Consider the following 18097-nt stretch of genomic DNA (forward strand, 5'->3'; position numbering starts at 1 on the left):
ATTATCGACGTTTTTAGCCGTAAAGTTGTGGGATGGAGCACCCGGAGTGACTTGAAGGTCGATATCGTCATGGCGGCATTTGATATGGCCTACCGTATGAGACGTCCCGACCGTTCAATAATTTTCCATAGTGACAAGGGTGGGCAATACAAGGCCAAGAAGTTTCGCCGTCGGTTGCGCCGCCGCGGGTTCAGTCAAAGCATGACTGGCATTGACCATTGCTACGATAATGCTGTCGCTGAGAGCTTTTTTGGGACATTGAAGACTGAACTAATCCGAGGTGAGGTGTATGAATCAAGAGAGCTAGCCGCTGCAGCTATTTTCGAGTACATCGAAGTGTTTTATAATCGGACTAGGTTGCACTCGTCACTGGGATATCACTCGCCCGAGCAGTATGAGCGGAATATCGCTTAGTGAGTGTCCGGAAATTTAGGGCCACCTCAAATAACCTCTAGCCTTACTTGAGCCTACTCTCGATCACTGCAAAGCTGCTCAAATCATTTTGGTTACTGTTTCTACCGAGAGGCATAGTGATAGTTTTTTCGAACCGCATGCTATAAACTTTCGAGGCATCAGCAGTGGCGGGGGCGTCAAAGATTTTTATACCCGTGCAATTTATTTCCTGTTGAAGTTGAAATCCAAGCGACGCAATCGTGAATTCGATAGCATCATCAGAAATATTTGTCGTGTACAGGTCCTGCTTATCGCAAGCCATCATTGCGCTTCTAGGCGACCAAGACTTAGGCAATTTTATCGTGAATTTATGCTTTGAATAGAACCGACTGGTCAAAACATCTGTTGGTAGTTTTGATTCGGCAGCACTTTCAGCCTTGAATATTCCATCGAAGACGATGCGGTCAACAGCCAAGGGGCGCGGTTCATTCTGCTTCAATCTTAGCACTTGCTGATTCTTGGTTTCTTCTCTTTTTACTCCGGGAACAACCAGAACGTCACTGCAAAGCACACCTGATTTCGGTCGAAAAGTTATGGGAAATTCAGCCAGCAGCTGATTTCTTTCGACTACGGCGGTCGGTGGTGGAAACAGTCCGGGGCAGTCTATAATTACAGTGAACTTTTCTGACTCTAGGATATTTGACGTGACTCCGCGCAATGAGTCCGAAAGTTTGACGGAAGCAACGACGCCGCAGTAATTGTATGCCTTTTGTTCAGATAAATTGATGGCTTCAGAGCTGACGCGGCAACACGATTCGGTGAATCTTTCAATCCAGGAGTGACCCTCTTTTTCGCAAGCTTCTTTGTTTTTGAAGTTTACTTCCCCACTGTAATAGCGCCTTATAACCTCTCGATCCATGGCGCTCAGGCGTTGCAACTGACCTGTTTTCCATACCATGGTATTAGCGCAGTAGTTCATTATTGAATCTTTGTCGAATTCGCCGACTTCTAGAGCCCCCTGCTCGCCGGTTCCTGGGCGTTGTGCCTCTACGCACAAAGAATCAGTCCGATTGGCTTCATGACGCAATCCAATTGCGTGTCCGAACTCATGAAGGGCATCATTGAGTATGCATACGTCTTTATGTTCTTTTGCACAAAACGTAGGCGTTACTTCCCAGTTTAAATTCAGAAGCATGCCATTCTTAATGCCGCTAATTTTCGCGCCGAACGCTTCTACTCGTCGCTGACGAGTGTCGTTGTTAAAGATCCTAATGCCCAAGCTGTCTTCGTTACAGGTTTTCCAGCCGACAAAATCAAGTCCAGCTTGCCCGTACTCAAAAGTCACGAGGGAGGCGATGCTGTCGCGAACTTTATCCGAACTAGTCTCCGGGTTCTCCCAGCAGACTGGAATAGATATTTTACCATCCACTCCTCTCGGCCACAGATAAGACGACCCTTCAGATACATATCCTTTTGTATCAGACCCGCGTGGGCCAGATGTTTTGCAGCTGTTTTGACTAGTACCAACCAGTGTGACAAATCCCAGCAAGAATGTGCGGATATGATGAGGTCGCATTTGTTGGTAATCTCCTAAATATTTGTTCGAACCCATCAGATCAGGCAGTTTATGTGCCAGTGTTCAGGAATGTCAGAGAGTGGACCTACAGGAAGGAGTCCTGATGCATAAATTATGCCGATCAGCATGATACTGGATCAGTTGGCGTCCAATGATATTGCCACTAGCGCAGCTGTCAAACCTCGCTACTTCTATCGAAGAAATTCAAGTGATGTGGTCAAATATTGACATGTCCGTTCAAAATTGACGTTATTAAAATTTAGATGCCTAATTTGCTATCGCGATACTCGTTGGTCTGGTGATCGCAAAAGAAGATGGCACCCAACTTGCAGGGCTCTCGACTGTTTCAGCATATTTTAAAGTTATAGGTGGGTTCACTTATGCGTATCTTGCTTCTTTCGCTACTCGTATCTTTGTTAGGAACTTCCTGCCAATCTATCAAGGCAAGTCAGCCAAAGGTCACTAATGGGATCGAGGAGCCTGATTTTCCTTATGTCGTCCAGATTCAAATGAACGGTCGTAGCTACTGCACAGGAAGTTTTCTGAATGACAGTCTTCTTTTGACTGCTGCTCATTGCGTCGATCGTGCCAGTTTTGTTAAGTTTGGGAATGTTAGCGTGGAATCAGAATTTATTTTTATTCATCCAAGATGGCCGAGTGGCGGTGAGTCATGCAAGCTGCCGCGTGATCCACGTTACGATTTGGCTTACGTAAAGTTTCCCAAGGGAACATACTCTGGTCCGACATTTGGCAAGGTGGCGACGCAATCTGCACGTCCAAATGAAGAGATCAAAATAGTCGGCTTCGGAAACTCTCTAATCACTCCGTTTGATCGGTTTTGCTATATTCCACGAGCTAAAGATGACGATGGTCATTGAAATATAAAGGTCGCAACCTCAGTAAACGGGATCGATTATAACGCCGATACAGTGTTGCGATTTCCGGCTGATGAAGTGCCATCGGACAAAGGATGTCCAATCGACTGTGATGAGCGCAATCTGAAGGCTACCCTCGCAACATCAGGCCAAGATTTCAAAAAATTTGTTGAGTTGAACTGTGGGGGTAACTTTCGCGATCGTGGTTACAAAGAGTCGGGGCTGGGAACAAAAAGGTCTGGCAAGAATATCCTTACTTCAGCCGAGAAGGGAGTTTTGACATTCGAAGGGAGCCTTGGAGGTGAGAGCAGTGGTTACGAATCAGCTTCGGGTGCGGGTGATTCCGGCGGTCCGTTATTCGTATTCCGAAATGGAGAGTGGTTAATTGCCGGGGTGACTCATGGTGGCAACCTGATAAAAAAGGATGGAAGGCCCATGAAGAGGTCCATTTACGTGGATATCATTGATCCACAAAATTCCGCTTGGCTTCGAGAGGCAGCAAATTGAATTGAAAGTATGTGACTTGAGATAACCTGGCCTTCCTTCAAAAAGAATTCCGTACCCGAATGCAAAACGGAGGAGTCCGCTCACTTGGGTAGTGTCACCGGACACCAGGCTATATTCGACCATATTGCTGGTTAATTTTTTGGAGGGTTATCGGTATAATTTGGCCGGTATAAAATCCCAAGTTGGAGCCTTCATGCAAAAGTCGAGCCCCCAAACTATGACTCCGAAGCCATGGCACACATTAAGTGCGGAGGAGGCTATCGCCATCCTCACGACGGACATTCATGCGGGCTTAGAGATTCAAGAGGTCGTGAAGCGCCAAACGCAATATGGCCCCAATTCCCTCCCATCCGGGAAAAAAGTCTCTTTACTGAAGGTGATTGCCCACCAGTTTATGAGCCCACTGATCTATCTCCTACTTGCCGCGGCGGGCATTGCTCTTTACCTTGGCGAAGTCAAAGACTCGATCGTCATCATGGTTGTGGTCTTTCTAAATGCTGTGATTGGTGCGATCCAGGAGGGTCGGGCCGAGCGTTCCATCGACTCCCTACGCAAACTATCGACGCTAAACGTACGCGCGATACGAGGCGGTAAAGAAATTGTTTGCGAGGCCATTGATTTAGTGCCTGGCGATATAGCCCTGCTTGCTGCAGGTGACGCGGTTCCTGCAGACTGCCGTCTCCTCACAGCCCAAAGCCTTGAGACTTCAGAAGCGATCCTTACTGGCGAGTCAATGCCAGTGGCCAAAGATGAGCTTCCTTGCCCCCTCGATGCGAGCCTCGGCGATCGAACCTGCATGCTTTACTCTGGCACATATGTGACTGCAGGTCGCGCAAGTGCCGTCGTCGTCGCAACTGGCAGCCACAGCGAGATAGGCCGTCTTGCAGTGCAAACAGCCGAGGCCGTGGACCCAATGTCGCCTCTCGAACAGCGAATTGATCGCTTCAGCAAACACATTGTTGTCGCAGCACTAATATTGTTTGCGAGCATCATGCTCATTGGATGGCTTCGTAGCCTACCGATGACTGAGGTGTTCATGGTGGCAATCAGTCAGATGGTATCTATGGTGCCGGAAGGCCTCCCCATCGCAATGACTATTGCACTTGCTGTTGGCGTGCAGAGGATGGCTAAACGAGGCGTGATTATTCGCCGGCTTGCGGCAGTCGAGGCTCTCGGTTCAATCTCGGTGATCTGTAGTGACAAGACCGGAACTCTAACTCGCAACGAAATGACCGTGACCACTTTATGGTTAGCCGATGGACGCATGATAGAGGTTAGCGGAAGTGGCTATGAGCCGCAGGGCTACTTTCGCCACCAGGACCAGGTCCTGAATCCATCCGCCGATAATCAGCTTAAAGAATTGCTGATTGCTGCAGCCCTCTGCAATGATGCTGCCTTGCTTCCACCTGATGCCGAAGACTCTAGGTGGCGCCCCGTAGGAGACCCAACTGAGGCAGCTCTCCTGACCCTAGCCCTCAAGGCCGGCCTACCCCAGGAAGTGCTTAAGGATATCCTCCCCCGTCACGACGAGATCCCCTTTGAATCCGCTACCAAAATGATGGCCACATCGCATATAGGTGACTCGCGGCGGTGTGTGTTCATCAAGGGAGCCTTTGAGGAAGTGATTACACTTTGCGGCTATCGCCTGCACGCCGGTCACGCGCAGCCACTAGATTGGACTCAGATCAAACGGATCTCCAAAATAGCCCATGAACTAGCAGAACGAGCGCTGCGAGTGTTGGCTTTTGCTGTCGTCGATGGTCATGGATTGGCTGACGGCCGAGGAAACCGGCGGGGATACGATAGCGTCCGAGGTAACGCGACCTTCCTAGGGCTGGTTGGCCAAATCGATCCGCCGCGCTTAGAAGTACGCGATGCCGTCGCCGCATGTAGACGCGCAGGGATTCGTCCCGTCATGATTACTGGTGATCATAAAGCAACTGCCTTGGCAATAGCCCAGATCCTCGACATTTATCGCTCCGGCGATCTGGTCACTGACGGCCGCGAGTTAAGCGCTTTGTCAGATGCAGACTTGAAAAAGCAAGCACCCAGCACCGCCGTATTTGCGCGCGTCCACCCATCAGAAAAACAACGTATCGTCGCCGCGCTACAGGCAAATAGGCAGGTCGTTGCCATGACGGGTGATGGTGTCAATGATGCTCCAGCTCTTGCTGGTGCCGACGTTGGCGTAGCCATGGGAATCACCGGAACGGAGGTTGCAAAATCTGCGGCAAAGATGATTATAACTGACGACAATTTTGCCACCATTGTCGCTGGCATCGAAGAGGGAAGATTAGTCCATCGCAACCTCAAAAAAGCAGTGCTCTATCTGGTTGCAACCTCAATGGCAGAAGTCCTCGTCCTCCTGCTGTCCTTGATAGCAGGCTATCCACCGCCATTGGCTGCAGTCCAGATCTTATGGATCAATCTCGTTACTGAAGGTACCGTCACGGTTAATCTGATCATGGAGCCACTCGAAGGTGATGAGATGCACCGCCGCCCAGTCAGACCGCATGAGGCTCTCATCAACAGAGATATTCTTGCGAGAATCGCATTGATGACGCCACTGATAGCGGCCATTGTCCTGGGTTGGTTCGTTCATCGACTGCGAGAGGGCATAGAATTTGCGCAGGTGCAGACTGAAACCTTTACGCTGCTGGCAGTCACGCAATGGTTTAACGTGCTGAATTGTCGCTCCTCAACCAAGTCATCTTTGACGACTGACATACTTCGGAATAAATGGTTGTTAGGAGGACTGCTCGTGAGCAATTTGGCACAAATAGCTGTAGTATATTGGCGCCCCTTAGGTGATCTCTTCCATACCGTACCCATAAGACTAACAGAGGTTTTTAAAATCGGACTGGTCGGCAGTACCGTGCTTTGGGTAGAGGAAATTCGCAAATGCCTAGTACGTCGACGCTTAAGAAGAAGTGCGCTATTTGCGGTCCTTAAGACCTAACTTAAGTCGAGCCTTGGCAGCAAATAGCTGCCGCACTCGCCCATCGTCGTCCTCGTCGTAAATTTCTCCGACGATCTCCTCTAAGATGTCTTCTAAGGTAACTAGCCCTACTGGTTGTCCTGCGCTAGACATGACAATTGCCATGTGGCTACGCTTGGTCTGCATTTGACGCAAAGTATTTAGCGCCAAGTCGAGAGGATTAGCTAAGATAGGCTGCCTGATGATCGCCGTCCACTCTTTCTCTCCGCTATCTCGCAACGTGGCATATTCTTTCGTATGCAGCATACCTATAAGACGCGGCAATGCGCCGTCCACAGTTTGTACGACTGGTAAGCGGGTATGACCCGAGGCGAGTACTACCTTATTTACCTGTTCAATATTACTTGCGACATTGACACATGCCACATCCGTCCAAGGAATCATGATCTCCTTGAGCCGGCGCGATTCCAGGTCTACTAGATTCAGGATAAAGCGCCGGTGGGTAGGTGAAAAAGATTCTAGTTCAAGAGCGATCGGTGCACTATCGGCGCTTTCAACCTTAGGTTCCGCAGGAAATAGCAAAGCTATGACACGCTTAGTGGACCATTCGAGCAAAGTAATAACAGGTGCCAGAAACCTATCAGCGATCGCAAACCAACGTGCACCGTATATTAGGATTCGTATAGGATTACGTAGAGCCAAAGATTTAGGCACAAGCTCACCTAGGATGACATTTAGATAAGTGATTGGCACTACCACAATTACAATCGCAATCCACTCTGCCGACGATTGACTTAAATTAAAATTGTTCATCAGATAGGGTTCTATAGTCTCGGCCGCACCTGCACCACCGACAGCCGCAGCGACCGCACCAACTAGCGTGATGCCGACTTGAATAATCGACAGCGTCCTCTCAGGATTTTCTCTTAACTTTAGGGTAGCCTCCGCATACTTGCCCCCAGCTTCTGCTAAGCGACGCAGTTCAGGTCTGGGGACCGCGACAAAAGCCATTTCATACGCTGCCAGAATGGCATTGAGGACCAGGCATACTCCGACGACGACCAACTCTTCCATTCTTGAGACAGACCTCCAAAAATCGGCGGTTACCGGGGCACCTAACCGGACTGCTTGCACTCGCACGCCTTATATTTGTCGCCGGGATCTTAGCATGTTATTCTGTGGCATTATATGGCCCTTTTTTGATGACTGGGCCGAGACTGATCTGAGAATTTCTATATATCAGGAGTCCCCCATGAAAATTTTAGTTGGAGTCGATGAAATAGCAACCGCGGAGCGACTCAGTGCGCAAGTGGCATCACTTGGGTTTGCCAATGCCAAAGTAGACTTAGCGTTTGCTATAGAAATCCTGGGTGCAGCAGTCGCAGTGAGACCAGACACCGCTCATACCTCTGTAGTGAATGAATTCGTCAGAATGCAAACTGAGCTCGCTAAATCAGTCCTTTCCGGCAGCGAGAAGGCGTTTAAAGACAAGGGTCTACCAACCACAACAAAAGTTTTGACTGGCATGACGGGAAATGCCCTTGTTAATCACGCGAAAGAAACCGCTGCTGATTTACTTGTGGTTGGACATTCGGGCAAGAATGCTTTAGAGCGCGTCATTATAGGCAGTGTAAGTCGCAAGGTACTCCTGAGCGCTCAACAAAGTATACTTATCAGCAAGCAGCCTGAGAGTGCAGTCAAGCCTGTGACATTGGTATTGGCTACCGATCATTCCGACTATGCCAATCGTTGTATCGACAAGTTGCTTTCCTGGAAGCCACAAAATGTGGAGCGCGTGGTTGTCACTACGGTGTACCCAGAACAGCTCTTAAAAGCCATGGGAGCAGTCATCGAGCACTTTAAGGCCGACGTGTCGACCTGGGTCAAAGATGGCCTGGCTAAAAACAACGCTACGATCGTCGATAAGGTGAAGTCTACGCTACCCTCGGCCAAAGTCACCTCTCGGGTCGAATCGGGTTACGTGAGTGACACCCTGGAACGTGTGATGAAGGAGGAAAAAGCTGACCTCCTCGTTCTTGGAGCTCAGGGCCACGGATTCGTTGACCTCATTACTTTGGGGAGTGTGTCGCTTGACCAGGCAGTACGCCACGATTACTCGGTACTAGTGGTACGAGCTTAAACCCGGTCACTGTCCGGTCGGTTCCTAATACTGGGGATCCTGCTACAGCGAGCCTGCGAACGCAGAAAAATTTATTATATGGTGGAAGTTAAAGTCTTACGCCTGCTCGTTGCAACACATCCAACGAGCAAAAAATAAGATAACGGAAGGATCTCTATCATCTAGTTCGTTGGATGCCTAAAATTTATGTGTCTGGTCTTTAGTACAGGCTGCTTAATTTACTCATCTTTCGCTTGGGAAAACATGATTTTTTAACCACATTAACTATTAGCCATCTTTCGATAACCATCAAATTTTTGCTTCAACTATGAATTTATCCCCTAAATCCAACCCATCTTACTAAAATTTGCTGGTCTATATAGACGCTAAACTCTGTCACGACAAAATCTAAGGAACGTCATCTACCCGAAACTGAAAAAAGAAGTGGCCTCCTCAGTTTGAGGAGGCCACCTGTGCCGTTTGCTACCGGAGTAACTTACATTTTCAAATTAAACTACGGAGCTAATACAGGTGCTGTCAAATTTGAACAGCACACAATGTAGGTGTCCGCCTCCCCGTAGGCCAATTGATCCGATGTAGTTACTGTGTGACTTGCCCATGGCCATTGCTGTGGTAGAGGCTTATCACACGTTAGCTGTGCTGGCGGTGGATTGTCGTTGAGGTTGTTTTTGTTAAAGTTAACGCCTGCAACCTTAAATTCAACCACACCTAGGCAACTACCAGCACCAGCAATACTGCAGACTTGCGATCCTGTTTTACCAGAGTTTTCGAGTGGTGAAGATACTGGAAACGGAGAATCGATCCGAACCTGTCGACATGCTGCAGTGGCTGAATTCCAGTCCCCAGCCGCAGTCGGTATGAGATTTAAGAGACCTGAGTTTTGGCACACTGGATTGACCGTTCCTGGCGTGCTAGCGCACTGGTTACATATGGGCGTCTGAATGATGTTGATGTCAGCTGGATACTCACACCGAGCATCATTGTTTAAGTCAGTGCATGAGGTGTAGAGCACACCACCGTTGGGACATTGCGGCGGATTTGAGGTTGTCGTAATGATGCCATTGAACCCGTTACAAATGTTCTGCGATGACTTATTACCTGGAGTCGATGCCATCCATTGTGTGTAGGTTACACCGCCCGTTGGGCATTCAGGCGAGCCAGATGGTAGCGGAGTTGACTGAAATACAACGCTATCACCGTCCTTGCCATTACAGGTTATGTAGTCTTCCACAGCTTCACCTGGGTCACGGATTCCGTTACCGTTGATATCGTACCAGAAGACAACACGAGTACCACCGTTGACACAGGCTGAACCTGAACCTGACGGTAGATTGGTTACTTCTACAAGAACCGATTTACCATTAGCACCGTCTTTGCCGTTACAGATGATCGACTCCTGCAAGTTGTAGTCTGGTGCACCACTGAAACTTGGGACTGTCTCCCCTGGACTTTGGACGACGTCGGTCCAACTCATATAGAGTTTACCTCCGTTAGGACAGGACCCTGGAGGAGCATCCTGAACAGTGATTACGGCATCAGCACCATCGTTGCCTTTGTCACCTTTGTCACCTTTGTCACCTTTGTCACCTTTGTCACCTTTGTCACCTTTGTCACCTTTGTCACCGCGTAGCCCGTTACAAATGTCTTGTTCGTAAAGGATCTCGCCTGGTGATGGTTGCAAGTTTCTGTCTTTATCAAGGAATGCAGTCACATGATAACCACCGGCAGGGCAGATAGGACTTCCCGGAGGGATGGGAGTACTTTTCAGTAATGCTGAATAGCCAGGTTCACCCTGGGGTCCAGATTCGCCGTTACAGACCGACTGGACTGAGTATGGATTATCCTCAGGACTATTATAAATGCCGTTAGCATTCACATCGGTGAACGACTCAACCAAGATACCACCTTGAGGGCAAGGCTTCACACCGGGGGGTACAGGTTCATTAGGCCGCAAAACCCTGGTCTTAACAACGGCACGCGCTCCCGGAGCACCTTTGTCACCTTTGTCACCTTTGTCACCTTTGTCACCTTTGTCACCTTTAGCACCTTGGGGGCCGGGAGGGCCCGCGGGACCAGCGGGTCCTTGATAACAACGTGGCGCTGCACTGCCGAAGGCGTAGCCTAACATCGCAACCTTTGTGTAACCCGTTAATCCCGCGCAGTCGCTCCAAAGACTGAGCGCCGTGTAACCATTGGCGTCGCGACATTGGTAGATCGGCATACTTCCCAATTCAGGGGCGTTGAGTAGGGAAAAGCCCACGTTGACCACTTTTCCCTTTTTGGTGGTCGTGCAGGCCGTTCCGGTCAGATTGATATAAGAGGCGTTACTGGTATCGCAGCGTGATTGCGTCGCTATACAGGTGTTGCCCGAAATATTGGCGAATGCCTCAAAGATTCTGTGAGGCTCTTGCCACCCCGCACTCGCAGCACACTGCGAGGCATTGGTTGTAACTAGGAAACCAAACTTCTTCTTGCCGTCGCCTTGGCACTGATAGACGTTGACTGGAGTCAAACAAGAGTCTTTACATGACGAGCAAAATTTATCCGAATTTTTTGCACACTGATTATTTGGTGGCTTCACACAACTATCTGGTGGTGGCGGCGGCTGCACTGGACAGCTGTACCAGAAAAAAGCCTGAGCCTGGGGCGCCGCAATGACGCCAAGCAGGCAGGCGATCAGAGTACCTAATAAAATATTTGTGACTTGCTTCATAGTTTACTCCCACGCCCCGGAGGCCCGACAGGATAAGGTTTTTTGTTCAGCCCAAACATAAAACTTTGCGTCCACGCGATTTTGCAGACACTTTGGTAATTCGTTTCGCTGCCAAACCAGACGGCTATCAATCTTGTTGTCGAGCCCGTTACCGACTGCAGCTTGGACTGAGTACGAGGTAGGCTGCAGGGCCTCACCCGTGGTTCTTTTACCGTGAGCCTTACAGCCCATCTGACCTAAACTCGCAGCCGCGAGCATGACCCAGATGGTTTTGTGATCAAATACGGCCATATGCTTGGTCCCCCCCTTGCGCTGAATGACATTAGTCGCGCCATGCGACTTCAGGTTGGGGCACTTATCGGCAGAGTGCGCAGGGACTTGAACATTTTATTTCTAAATTACTGAAGTAATTACTTCAAAACCTCGATCTGTATATGTTTTTATTACCATTTTCCGATTTGTCGAACGCCTCGGATAGCCCCCAGAACGGTCCACATGTCGCTAACCATAGATCACGCAACCCTCACCTGCTAAAGCAGCGTTGTATTTCGCCGATCTGATTATGGACCAACAAGATCTCTCTCCTGTGACCAAAGCGACCACAACATAGCCACGAGGGACCGGGCGCTGAACGACCTGACTTACAACCACAAAAAAAACGGATGGAAGATCGAGCTCGACCTCCGCGCTTTATTTTTTTGCTTGGCATTTATCGCAACGAAGTTAGCGATGCTTGATTATCGATTTGGCGATGGCAACGCCTACATCTACGACGCACAGTTATTGTCTCAGGGTGCGTTACCTTACCGGGACTTTGTGCTATCTGATTTTCCGATTCAAATAGTCATCATGACAATTTTAAGGCCGTTTTTTTCAAGCTGGGTCATGGGTTATCAGATGGTACCTGTGATCGCAGAATCAATCACAGCATATCTGCTGTTCATGATCCTGAATAAACGAGCTAATCGCTTTGCATGGATGGCGCCACTGCTTCATCTATGGAGCTTCACGGTACTGTCGACGTCTGATTTTATAACTGGCGTCCAGATCACAACACTCTTGACAGTTCTTGGATGGTACCTCTACGAAAGTGAAAGACCGCTCCGCGCGGGAATCGCATTCGCGCTATCTTTTTTAACAAAGATCTACGCTCTACCCGCTGCAGCAATCTTTGGCTTATTTGACCTGTTCAAACATCGGATAAAACCAGCCTTAAGACTCTTGTACGGTACACTGGCAATCACAGCTATGGTGGTGCTTCCTTTTGCTTTCTTGGCATTCGAACCCATGCTTGAGCACACATTTCTCATGCACTTTAGGCGCCCCGCAGGCTTAAGCAAGTTCGAGGTATCGACATTCTTTATCGCCAAAGAATGGGCATTAATTATTGTTGGACTTCTTGGTTTTTGGTTGTCGCGCCTAAAGCCTCTTGGTTGGTCGTTCGTCGTTATGCTGGCCTTTTTTGCAATGTTCAAAGACTTGTATTTTGTTTACCTGGACTTTCTAATGCCTTTTCTGATCGTTTTCAGTCTAACGGCACTCAACGATTTTTGGCATCGCGGAAACAAATGGCGCCCAATATTCTTCAGCGCAACAATCGCTTTAGGAATAAATTGCGTCACCTCAAATTATGGTTATTTCCGCTACTTCCAGGGAATCGGTCACTTTTCCAATGCACCAGAAGTAGCTACCGCAATTAATCAACTCCCAGATAAATTTCCTCTTTACGGTTCCCACGAGGTTGCTCCGTTAGTCGCGATTTTAGCCGGCCGGGAACTCTTTCATAACTACTCAGACACAAATACCCAACTTTTTGCGGCAGGTGTGATGAACCGAGACCAAATAAGCGATGCGGCTGTCGAGGCCGGGGTATACTTAATCGCTCGCATCACTCATCTACCCGATCAAGGCTACCTAGATTTAGGGTACGCAGGATATTTTAGCCCAGATCGTATGAAAGATTCTTGCCAGCGTGCATTAACTTTCCCAAGCACGTCGCAAGAAACAGATAATCAAATCGTCGTCTATAGGTGCAAACATCAAAGTTAACATACCATTATCAAGATCAAGCGGCATGACGCTCATCGAAACAATGATCGCAATGTCAATCAGTGCCGTAGTGGCTGCTTCCACGGTCACTTTGCTACATCAACTGAACGAAGGGGCAAACCATTTAACTCTGCGCGGTGATCTGATGTCACTGCAGCGCACTGTGATCGAGACTTTCGATTGTCGTATGTCACTGGGTGCACCGTCGCAGAACAGCCTGCCTCTGAATTGCGCTCACTTTAGTGCCGTACCGATCCGTAAAGGCGACGGATCTCTACTCACCGGCCCAAATGGCAAGATTGGTGTCTGGACGCTTACCGCACAGTGCAAGAACAATAAAATTGTCTTTCGGGCGACCAAGACTAATCAAGGTCCGCTGAATCACCTGAATCGCCGTATCATCCCAGAATTTGTCGATCCTGCAACGCGTGAGCCCGATCTATTTCGTGGCACGGGTGGCTTTTGTGCATCCTATTTTGGCGGCGCACCATCTTTCGACAATATGCCTCACGGTGCGATCGTAACCTTCAACCGCGGCTCCTGTCCAAATGGGTGGACTTATGTCGCCCAGCTAAACCTTGGCGTTAGCCTGATCACATGCGAGAAGCAATAAGTTGAAGGCTTTTCCGAACCATTTTTGATGCCCGACAGACCTCTAAAATGATTACTTTTTTATTTTTTACTCAAGTTCCCTGAACAAAACTCCGATGACGGGTTCTGTCAGGATACTGTGCCCCATGAATTACCGAAATCTCTCTAGAGGAACCAGGTGATAAAAGGGGACCACCGATGCAGGACCAGGCACCAAAAAAGGGCGAACAACCTGTCACCGCCACCGAGCCGAAGAGCACCGTAGCCGTTACCACTAAACCTCAGATGCCGCGTCGTTTAATGTTCTCGGCAGGGTTGGCTGGTCTCATTGCGCAAGCCTGTTCGAACGCTAAGTTCTCGGACGGACTAGCCGGTAAGCCCGTGTCTAGGGACAACCGGTCTAGCGATCTCCCCGCGCAGCCCGGCCCCCAGCCCGCGGCACCTGGGGATCCCCAGGTGAAGTCGAGCGGGGATGCCGCGCAAAACTGTAACGCTGTGGGGAATCCACAAGTCGACATCCCGCCCACAGTGGTCGAAAAACAAGTCGTGAGCGCTTTCTACGGGCGTCAAGACTCGGCCATGCTAGCGATCGTGCTCCCCGCCGGCGAAGACATTAAGCAGGTTGTGATCGCCAATGCCAAAGGACGTCTTTTGGCACTTCACGGCATCACTGGCGCGGACAAAAAATCCGATGGCACCTGGCGCCCTATCGTGATTGACGGTCTATCGCTCGTCGATCAGGGGTCCGCACTTAACGAAGTAGTCGTGCTGATGCAGTATAGCGATTCCCGAGCCAAAGCGGTCTTGCCGATAAACTTCATGACTAAGTTTCAAAACAAGTCGGTCGTCGATCTCTCGGGACGCGGAGTCCCCACGGGTATGCCCGCCTACCAGAGCGTCGCAGTGTTTGCCGAGAACAGTGCCAGCTTTGCTGTAGATACCACTGTCAAATATCCACACACCACGGCGACAGAGGTCCGTAACCTCCACACAGCTTTACCGACAACGACTTGGAGTGTCGGCGCTGAACTAAAGGGCACCATCACCGATGTCATGGGAACCGTGATTGACCGAGCCCAGTTTAATATCTTGGAACACCAGGTTTTCTGCACCTACGTCGAAATGCCAGACGGCAAACTCGCACGGACCATGATCCAAATCGGCTGACAGAGTCAGTTTCAATTTCCCACTACACAGATCCCTTTAAGGAGCTCACTCATGCCAATGATCAAAACAGATGTCTATGAAATTGACCGTCGCCACCTTTTGAAACTAACCGGCACCATGGGCATCGGTGCGACTTTTGTGTCACCGACAGAGCTGTTTGCTGAAGGCGCATGTGAAAAGGTCGATACCACACCACCAAACGTCAAACCCGAGCAAGCCGGCGCAACCCTTCAGTTCTGGATCGACGGCCTCCATTTTGGTCCTCGCTCCACGCTTAAATCCCGCGCTAACATCACTCTCTTCATGAATCTCAAGCAGTCTGCGGCGAGTTATGTCGAGTCAGTGGTATTACTAGACCCCAAGAACTTTGTTGTCGGTGCTCGCTATTTCGACTCCTCGATGAAGATGCTCGACCGTAACTTTGTGCCCTATGTCCGCTTCGAAAACGTCGAGCTAGATCACACCGCTACCTACACATGCATCTACTCGGTGCGTACTGGTTCCAACCTCAAACTCTATACAGCAACAATTGAAAAGCCACAGATCAGCACTCTTAATACTACATTTTTGCCGCAAACTATGAGGACGGACTTTCAGTCCTTCATACTTGGCAACACCCTCAACCCGACACCGGGACTGATTACGACCCCATTTCAGTTTTATACCCAGAACACCCTATCTGCGCACTGTGCCCGTGGTCGGATCACCGATATGGCACCAGACGGTTCGTCTTTTAATGTCAACATCGACTTCATGCATGATGATGCGGGTGAAAACCACTATATGAGATATTTCATCGTCATGGATCCGGTGGGTCGGTTACTTGGATTTGTTAAACGAGTTAATAAAGACGATCCTAATTTTGTGGTCAAAGCTGATGGTACCAAGGCCTGTAACGTCGGCAAGATCACCGATGCTCAGCGCTTAGACTTTAATGTACCTGATCTCCAGATCGGAAACATCGCTGACTGTCCTTACGTACAGTTCTACACTGAGGATAGCTACGATGCGATTGCGCGTAACATGATCCGGCTGCGCTAATCGTTCCACCGATCAGAAATCAGATCTCAACACAAGACCTCAAAACTTCGACACACCACCCTGACTCGCGGAACCACTCATCTGGCCTGAGAGTTAGGGTTCCTTCGTCATCAAGCCTTAGGATGCCGTCTCTGAGTGCGGCATCTACATGCACTGTGGGCTTAAACCGCAGCCCACATCGCTCCGCTGCAGTGATGATGTTGACGCCTTTTTTGGTCCGCAGGCCGGAGCCCACAAGCTCGGTGAGCCAGGATTCGGCCGTACGTTCCGCGTCAACCGTGGCTCCAAGCGACGCGGCAAAAGCAGCCGTCGTATCTGCCCGTAGGCTAGCAGGTTGAGGCTTGCCAAAGACGCGATCATTGCGCGGATAGGCGTAGCGCATGCCCCAAGGATCGCCCGCCGACAAGTAACCATGAGCCCCAGCACCGATACCGATAAAATAATGATCCTGCCAGTAAAGCCAATTATGGCGGCAGCTATGTCCGGTCTTAGACCAATTGGACACTTCTTCGTGCTCGTACCCAGCGGCTCCCAAGTGATCGCAGGCCACCTGATAAAGATGTGCTACGTGATCATCAACTGGCGCTGCGATCATGCCACGCTCAGATTTGCGACCGAGTACCGTACGCGACTCAAAAGTGAGGCAATAAAGGCTCAGATGCGGCACACCCAGGGCTATCACTGCAGCTAAATCTTGCTGCCAGCTACTCACTGTTTGTCCAGGCCAACCATAAATCAGATCGACATTGAGATTGGGGAAGTACCGCAGTGCGCGACTGATCCGGTCTTTGGCAAGGGCAGCGTCATGTGTGCGTCCCAAAGTGCTTAAAGCATCCCCATCAAACGACTGCACCCCGACCGATAAGCGATTCACCCCGATGTCACGCCAGCACTGAAGTCGCGACTCAGTGAGATCGTCCGGATTCGCCTCCAAGCTGACCTCAGCATCAACTTGAAGAAACGGGCGGACTGTTGCCAAGACGGGTGCGAGTTCAGCAGCAAATAAACTCGGTGTCCCGCCACCAAAGAATACCGAGCTGATACCCCCAGACCTTGCATCTGCCAACAAATGTGAATTGAGCCAAGCTCGAGCCTGTTCCTCCAAGGCCCTCACATATTGGGCCATGAGCGCGGGCGTATGATTTGCCGTCTTGGCAAAGTCACAGTAGCTGCAAAGCGCTGCGCAGTAGGGAATATGTAGGTACAGTCCGAGCTTCTTGGTCATAGTCATTATTCACGGTCAAGAGTCACCGTCACGAGTCATTGTCACAAGTCACTCGGGGATGACTCTCCTGAGTTCCAGGGAGTCTAGTCCAGGTTCATGTACCTGATTGCTGGGTGGCTACGTAAGCTTTTATTTTATCTTTGGTCGAATCCCCCGACTGACCATTGATATTCTCGACGATACTGGCAACCGCCGTCTGCATCTGACTGTTACCCGAGGCTCCTGGAAGCTGTCCCACTGCAATCAGATTGGCCAGCACCTGGGCCGCCTCGTCATCGGTCATATTGCTGAGTTGATCCACACTGATAGTCCCAGTTGCAGGAGAAATGATGAATTGATTTAGGTACATAATGGAATAAGAGCTCTGATAAATCGTGAGTTGCAGGAGAGCGCTAGCACTATACTCAAAGGCCTCGGTATCGCTAAGAATATCTGGCGGGATGCCATTTAACGTAGCTACGGCCAGAGCCACATCTGAAAGATTTGTTTGGTAAGTGGTCGTATCGACGGAGCTCGGCGTCGGTAGAAAAGCCGAGAACGTTTGCAGAGGACTCTCACCGGTAGACATCTGCTTGCGGGCGATACCAAGTATGTCGATCCCACCACGACCGGCGTAGGCCGCGGCCAGGAGCGGATAGCGCAGGTAATTCTCTGGCTCCTCGCTAATCGCCGTGGTCAGTATGTCAATCGCCTCACTGAACTCTCCGTTATTCAGGTGGCGCCGGGCCAACTGTTCAGGAGTCGGTTTATCGCATTTGATGCGACTAAACCCTTTATCGCAGTCCCATAGGTTGTTACTGCCACTGCAAGCCCAAAACAGAGCGACGCTTATGATCGCTGTCACCAGCGTCCCACCTAAGCTATGTGCCTTGCTCATATTCA

14 protein-coding genes are annotated in these 18097 nt (G+C 49.8%); 8 read left to right on the forward strand and 6 right to left on the reverse strand.

What is annotated here, in order from left to right; translation table 11 throughout:
• Positions 1-414: IS3 family transposase (locus FJ146_09745; GenBank protein ID MBM4252242.1), on the forward strand; the 414-nt coding region annotated here is incomplete at its 5' end.
• A 43-nt stretch (positions 415-457) separates the two neighbouring features.
• Here the strand turns inward: FJ146_09745 and FJ146_09750 are convergent.
• Complete coding sequence (locus FJ146_09750) at positions 458-1969, reverse strand: hypothetical protein (protein ID MBM4252243.1); 1512 nt, start codon at positions 1967-1969, stop codon at positions 458-460.
• A 380-nt stretch (positions 1970-2349) separates the two neighbouring features.
• Between FJ146_09750 and FJ146_09755 the strand changes: the two genes are divergently transcribed.
• Complete coding sequence (locus tag FJ146_09755; protein MBM4252244.1) at positions 2350-2847, forward strand: trypsin-like serine protease; 498 nt, start codon at positions 2350-2352, stop codon at positions 2845-2847.
• 721 nt (positions 2848-3568) lie between these two features.
• Positions 3569-6310, forward strand: a complete 2742-nt coding sequence (locus FJ146_09760; GenBank protein MBM4252245.1) for an HAD-IC family P-type ATPase — start codon at positions 3569-3571, stop codon at positions 6308-6310.
• On the opposite strand, the gene FJ146_09765 is transcribed toward FJ146_09760, so the two are convergent.
• Entirely contained in the window at positions 6287-7363 is a 1077-nt protein-coding gene (locus FJ146_09765) for an HlyC/CorC family transporter (protein MBM4252246.1), read from the reverse strand. The two genes, FJ146_09760 and FJ146_09765, sit on opposite strands and share 24 nt — an antisense overlap.
• On the opposite strand from FJ146_09765, the gene FJ146_09770 reads away from it, so the two are divergent.
• On the forward strand, positions 7317-8429 hold the full coding sequence (locus tag FJ146_09770; protein MBM4252247.1) for a universal stress protein: 1113 nt from the start codon (positions 7317-7319) through the stop codon (positions 8427-8429). The two genes, FJ146_09765 and FJ146_09770, sit on opposite strands and share 47 nt — an antisense overlap.
• Before the next feature lie 493 nt (positions 8430-8922).
• Here the strand turns inward: FJ146_09770 and FJ146_09775 are convergent, their stop codons facing one another.
• Positions 8923-10650 (reverse strand): hypothetical protein, encoded by a 1728-nt coding sequence (locus FJ146_09775; protein MBM4252248.1) that lies wholly within the window; start codon positions 10648-10650, stop codon positions 8923-8925.
• A 495-nt stretch (positions 10651-11145) separates the two neighbouring features.
• Complete coding sequence (locus tag FJ146_09780) at positions 11146-11433, reverse strand: hypothetical protein (protein ID MBM4252249.1); 288 nt, start codon at positions 11431-11433, stop codon at positions 11146-11148.
• Positions 11434-11871: 438 nt separating this feature from the next.
• On the opposite strand from FJ146_09780, the gene FJ146_09785 reads away from it, so the two are divergent.
• From FJ146_09785 to FJ146_09800, 4 genes are all read left to right on the forward strand, one after another.
• Positions 11872-13191, forward strand: a complete 1320-nt coding sequence (locus tag FJ146_09785; protein MBM4252250.1) for a hypothetical protein — start codon at positions 11872-11874, stop codon at positions 13189-13191.
• Between the two features lie 25 nt (positions 13192-13216).
• Complete coding sequence (locus FJ146_09790; protein MBM4252251.1) at positions 13217-13804, forward strand: hypothetical protein; 588 nt, start codon at positions 13217-13219, stop codon at positions 13802-13804.
• 176 nt (positions 13805-13980) lie between these two features.
• Entirely contained in the window at positions 13981-14949 is a 969-nt protein-coding gene (locus tag FJ146_09795; GenBank protein ID MBM4252252.1) for a hypothetical protein, read from the forward strand.
• 51 nt (positions 14950-15000) lie between these two features.
• Positions 15001-15990 (forward strand): hypothetical protein, encoded by a 990-nt coding sequence (locus tag FJ146_09800; protein ID MBM4252253.1) that lies wholly within the window; start codon positions 15001-15003, stop codon positions 15988-15990.
• Between the two features lie 19 nt (positions 15991-16009).
• Here FJ146_09800 and hemW read toward each other — a convergent pair whose 3' ends face one another.
• Both hemW and FJ146_09810 read right to left on the reverse strand, forming a co-directional pair.
• Entirely contained in the window at positions 16010-17221 is a 1212-nt protein-coding gene (gene hemW / locus FJ146_09805) for a radical SAM family heme chaperone HemW (GenBank protein MBM4252254.1), read from the reverse strand.
• 88 nt (positions 17222-17309) lie between these two features.
• Positions 17310-18092 carry a hypothetical protein gene (locus tag FJ146_09810; protein ID MBM4252255.1) on the reverse strand — a complete coding sequence of 261 codons (783 nt, stop codon included), beginning with the start codon at positions 18090-18092 and terminating at the stop codon, positions 17310-17312.
• Positions 18093-18097 lie beyond the last annotated feature (5 nt).

This window comes from Deltaproteobacteria bacterium, assembly GCA_016874735.1.
Taxonomy (GTDB): Bacteria; Bdellovibrionota_B; Oligoflexia; order Oligoflexales; family CAIYRB01; genus CAIYRB01.

Bases quoted from the DNA above. Each gene is read 5' to 3' on its own strand.
- FJ146_09750 (MBM4252243.1), bottom strand. From the start codon at position 1,969: ATGCGACCTCATCATATCCGCACATTCTTGCTGGGATTTGTCACACTG.
- FJ146_09755 (MBM4252244.1), top strand. From the start codon at position 2,350: ATGCGTATCTTGCTTCTTTCGCTACTCGTATCTTTGTTAGGAACTTCC.
- FJ146_09760 (MBM4252245.1), top strand. From the start codon at position 3,569: ATGACTCCGAAGCCATGGCACACATTAAGTGCGGAGGAGGCTATCGCC.
- FJ146_09770 (MBM4252247.1), top strand. From the start codon at position 7,317: ATGGCATTGAGGACCAGGCATACTCCGACGACGACCAACTCTTCCATT.
- FJ146_09765 (MBM4252246.1), bottom strand. From the start codon at position 7,363: ATGGAAGAGTTGGTCGTCGTCGGAGTATGCCTGGTCCTCAATGCCATT.
- FJ146_09775 (MBM4252248.1), bottom strand. From the start codon at position 10,650: ATGCCGATCTACCAATGTCGCGACGCCAATGGTTACACGGCGCTCAGT.
- FJ146_09780 (MBM4252249.1), bottom strand. From the start codon at position 11,433: ATGGCCGTATTTGATCACAAAACCATCTGGGTCATGCTCGCGGCTGCG.
- FJ146_09785 (MBM4252250.1), top strand. From the start codon at position 11,872: ATGCTTGATTATCGATTTGGCGATGGCAACGCCTACATCTACGACGCA.
- FJ146_09790 (MBM4252251.1), top strand. From the start codon at position 13,217: ATGACGCTCATCGAAACAATGATCGCAATGTCAATCAGTGCCGTAGTG.
- FJ146_09795 (MBM4252252.1), top strand. From the start codon at position 13,981: ATGCAGGACCAGGCACCAAAAAAGGGCGAACAACCTGTCACCGCCACC.
- FJ146_09800 (MBM4252253.1), top strand. From the start codon at position 15,001: ATGCCAATGATCAAAACAGATGTCTATGAAATTGACCGTCGCCACCTT.
- hemW (MBM4252254.1), bottom strand. From the start codon at position 17,221: ATGACTATGACCAAGAAGCTCGGACTGTACCTACATATTCCCTACTGC.
- FJ146_09810 (MBM4252255.1), bottom strand. From the start codon at position 18,092: ATGAGCAAGGCACATAGCTTAGGTGGGACGCTGGTGACAGCGATCATA.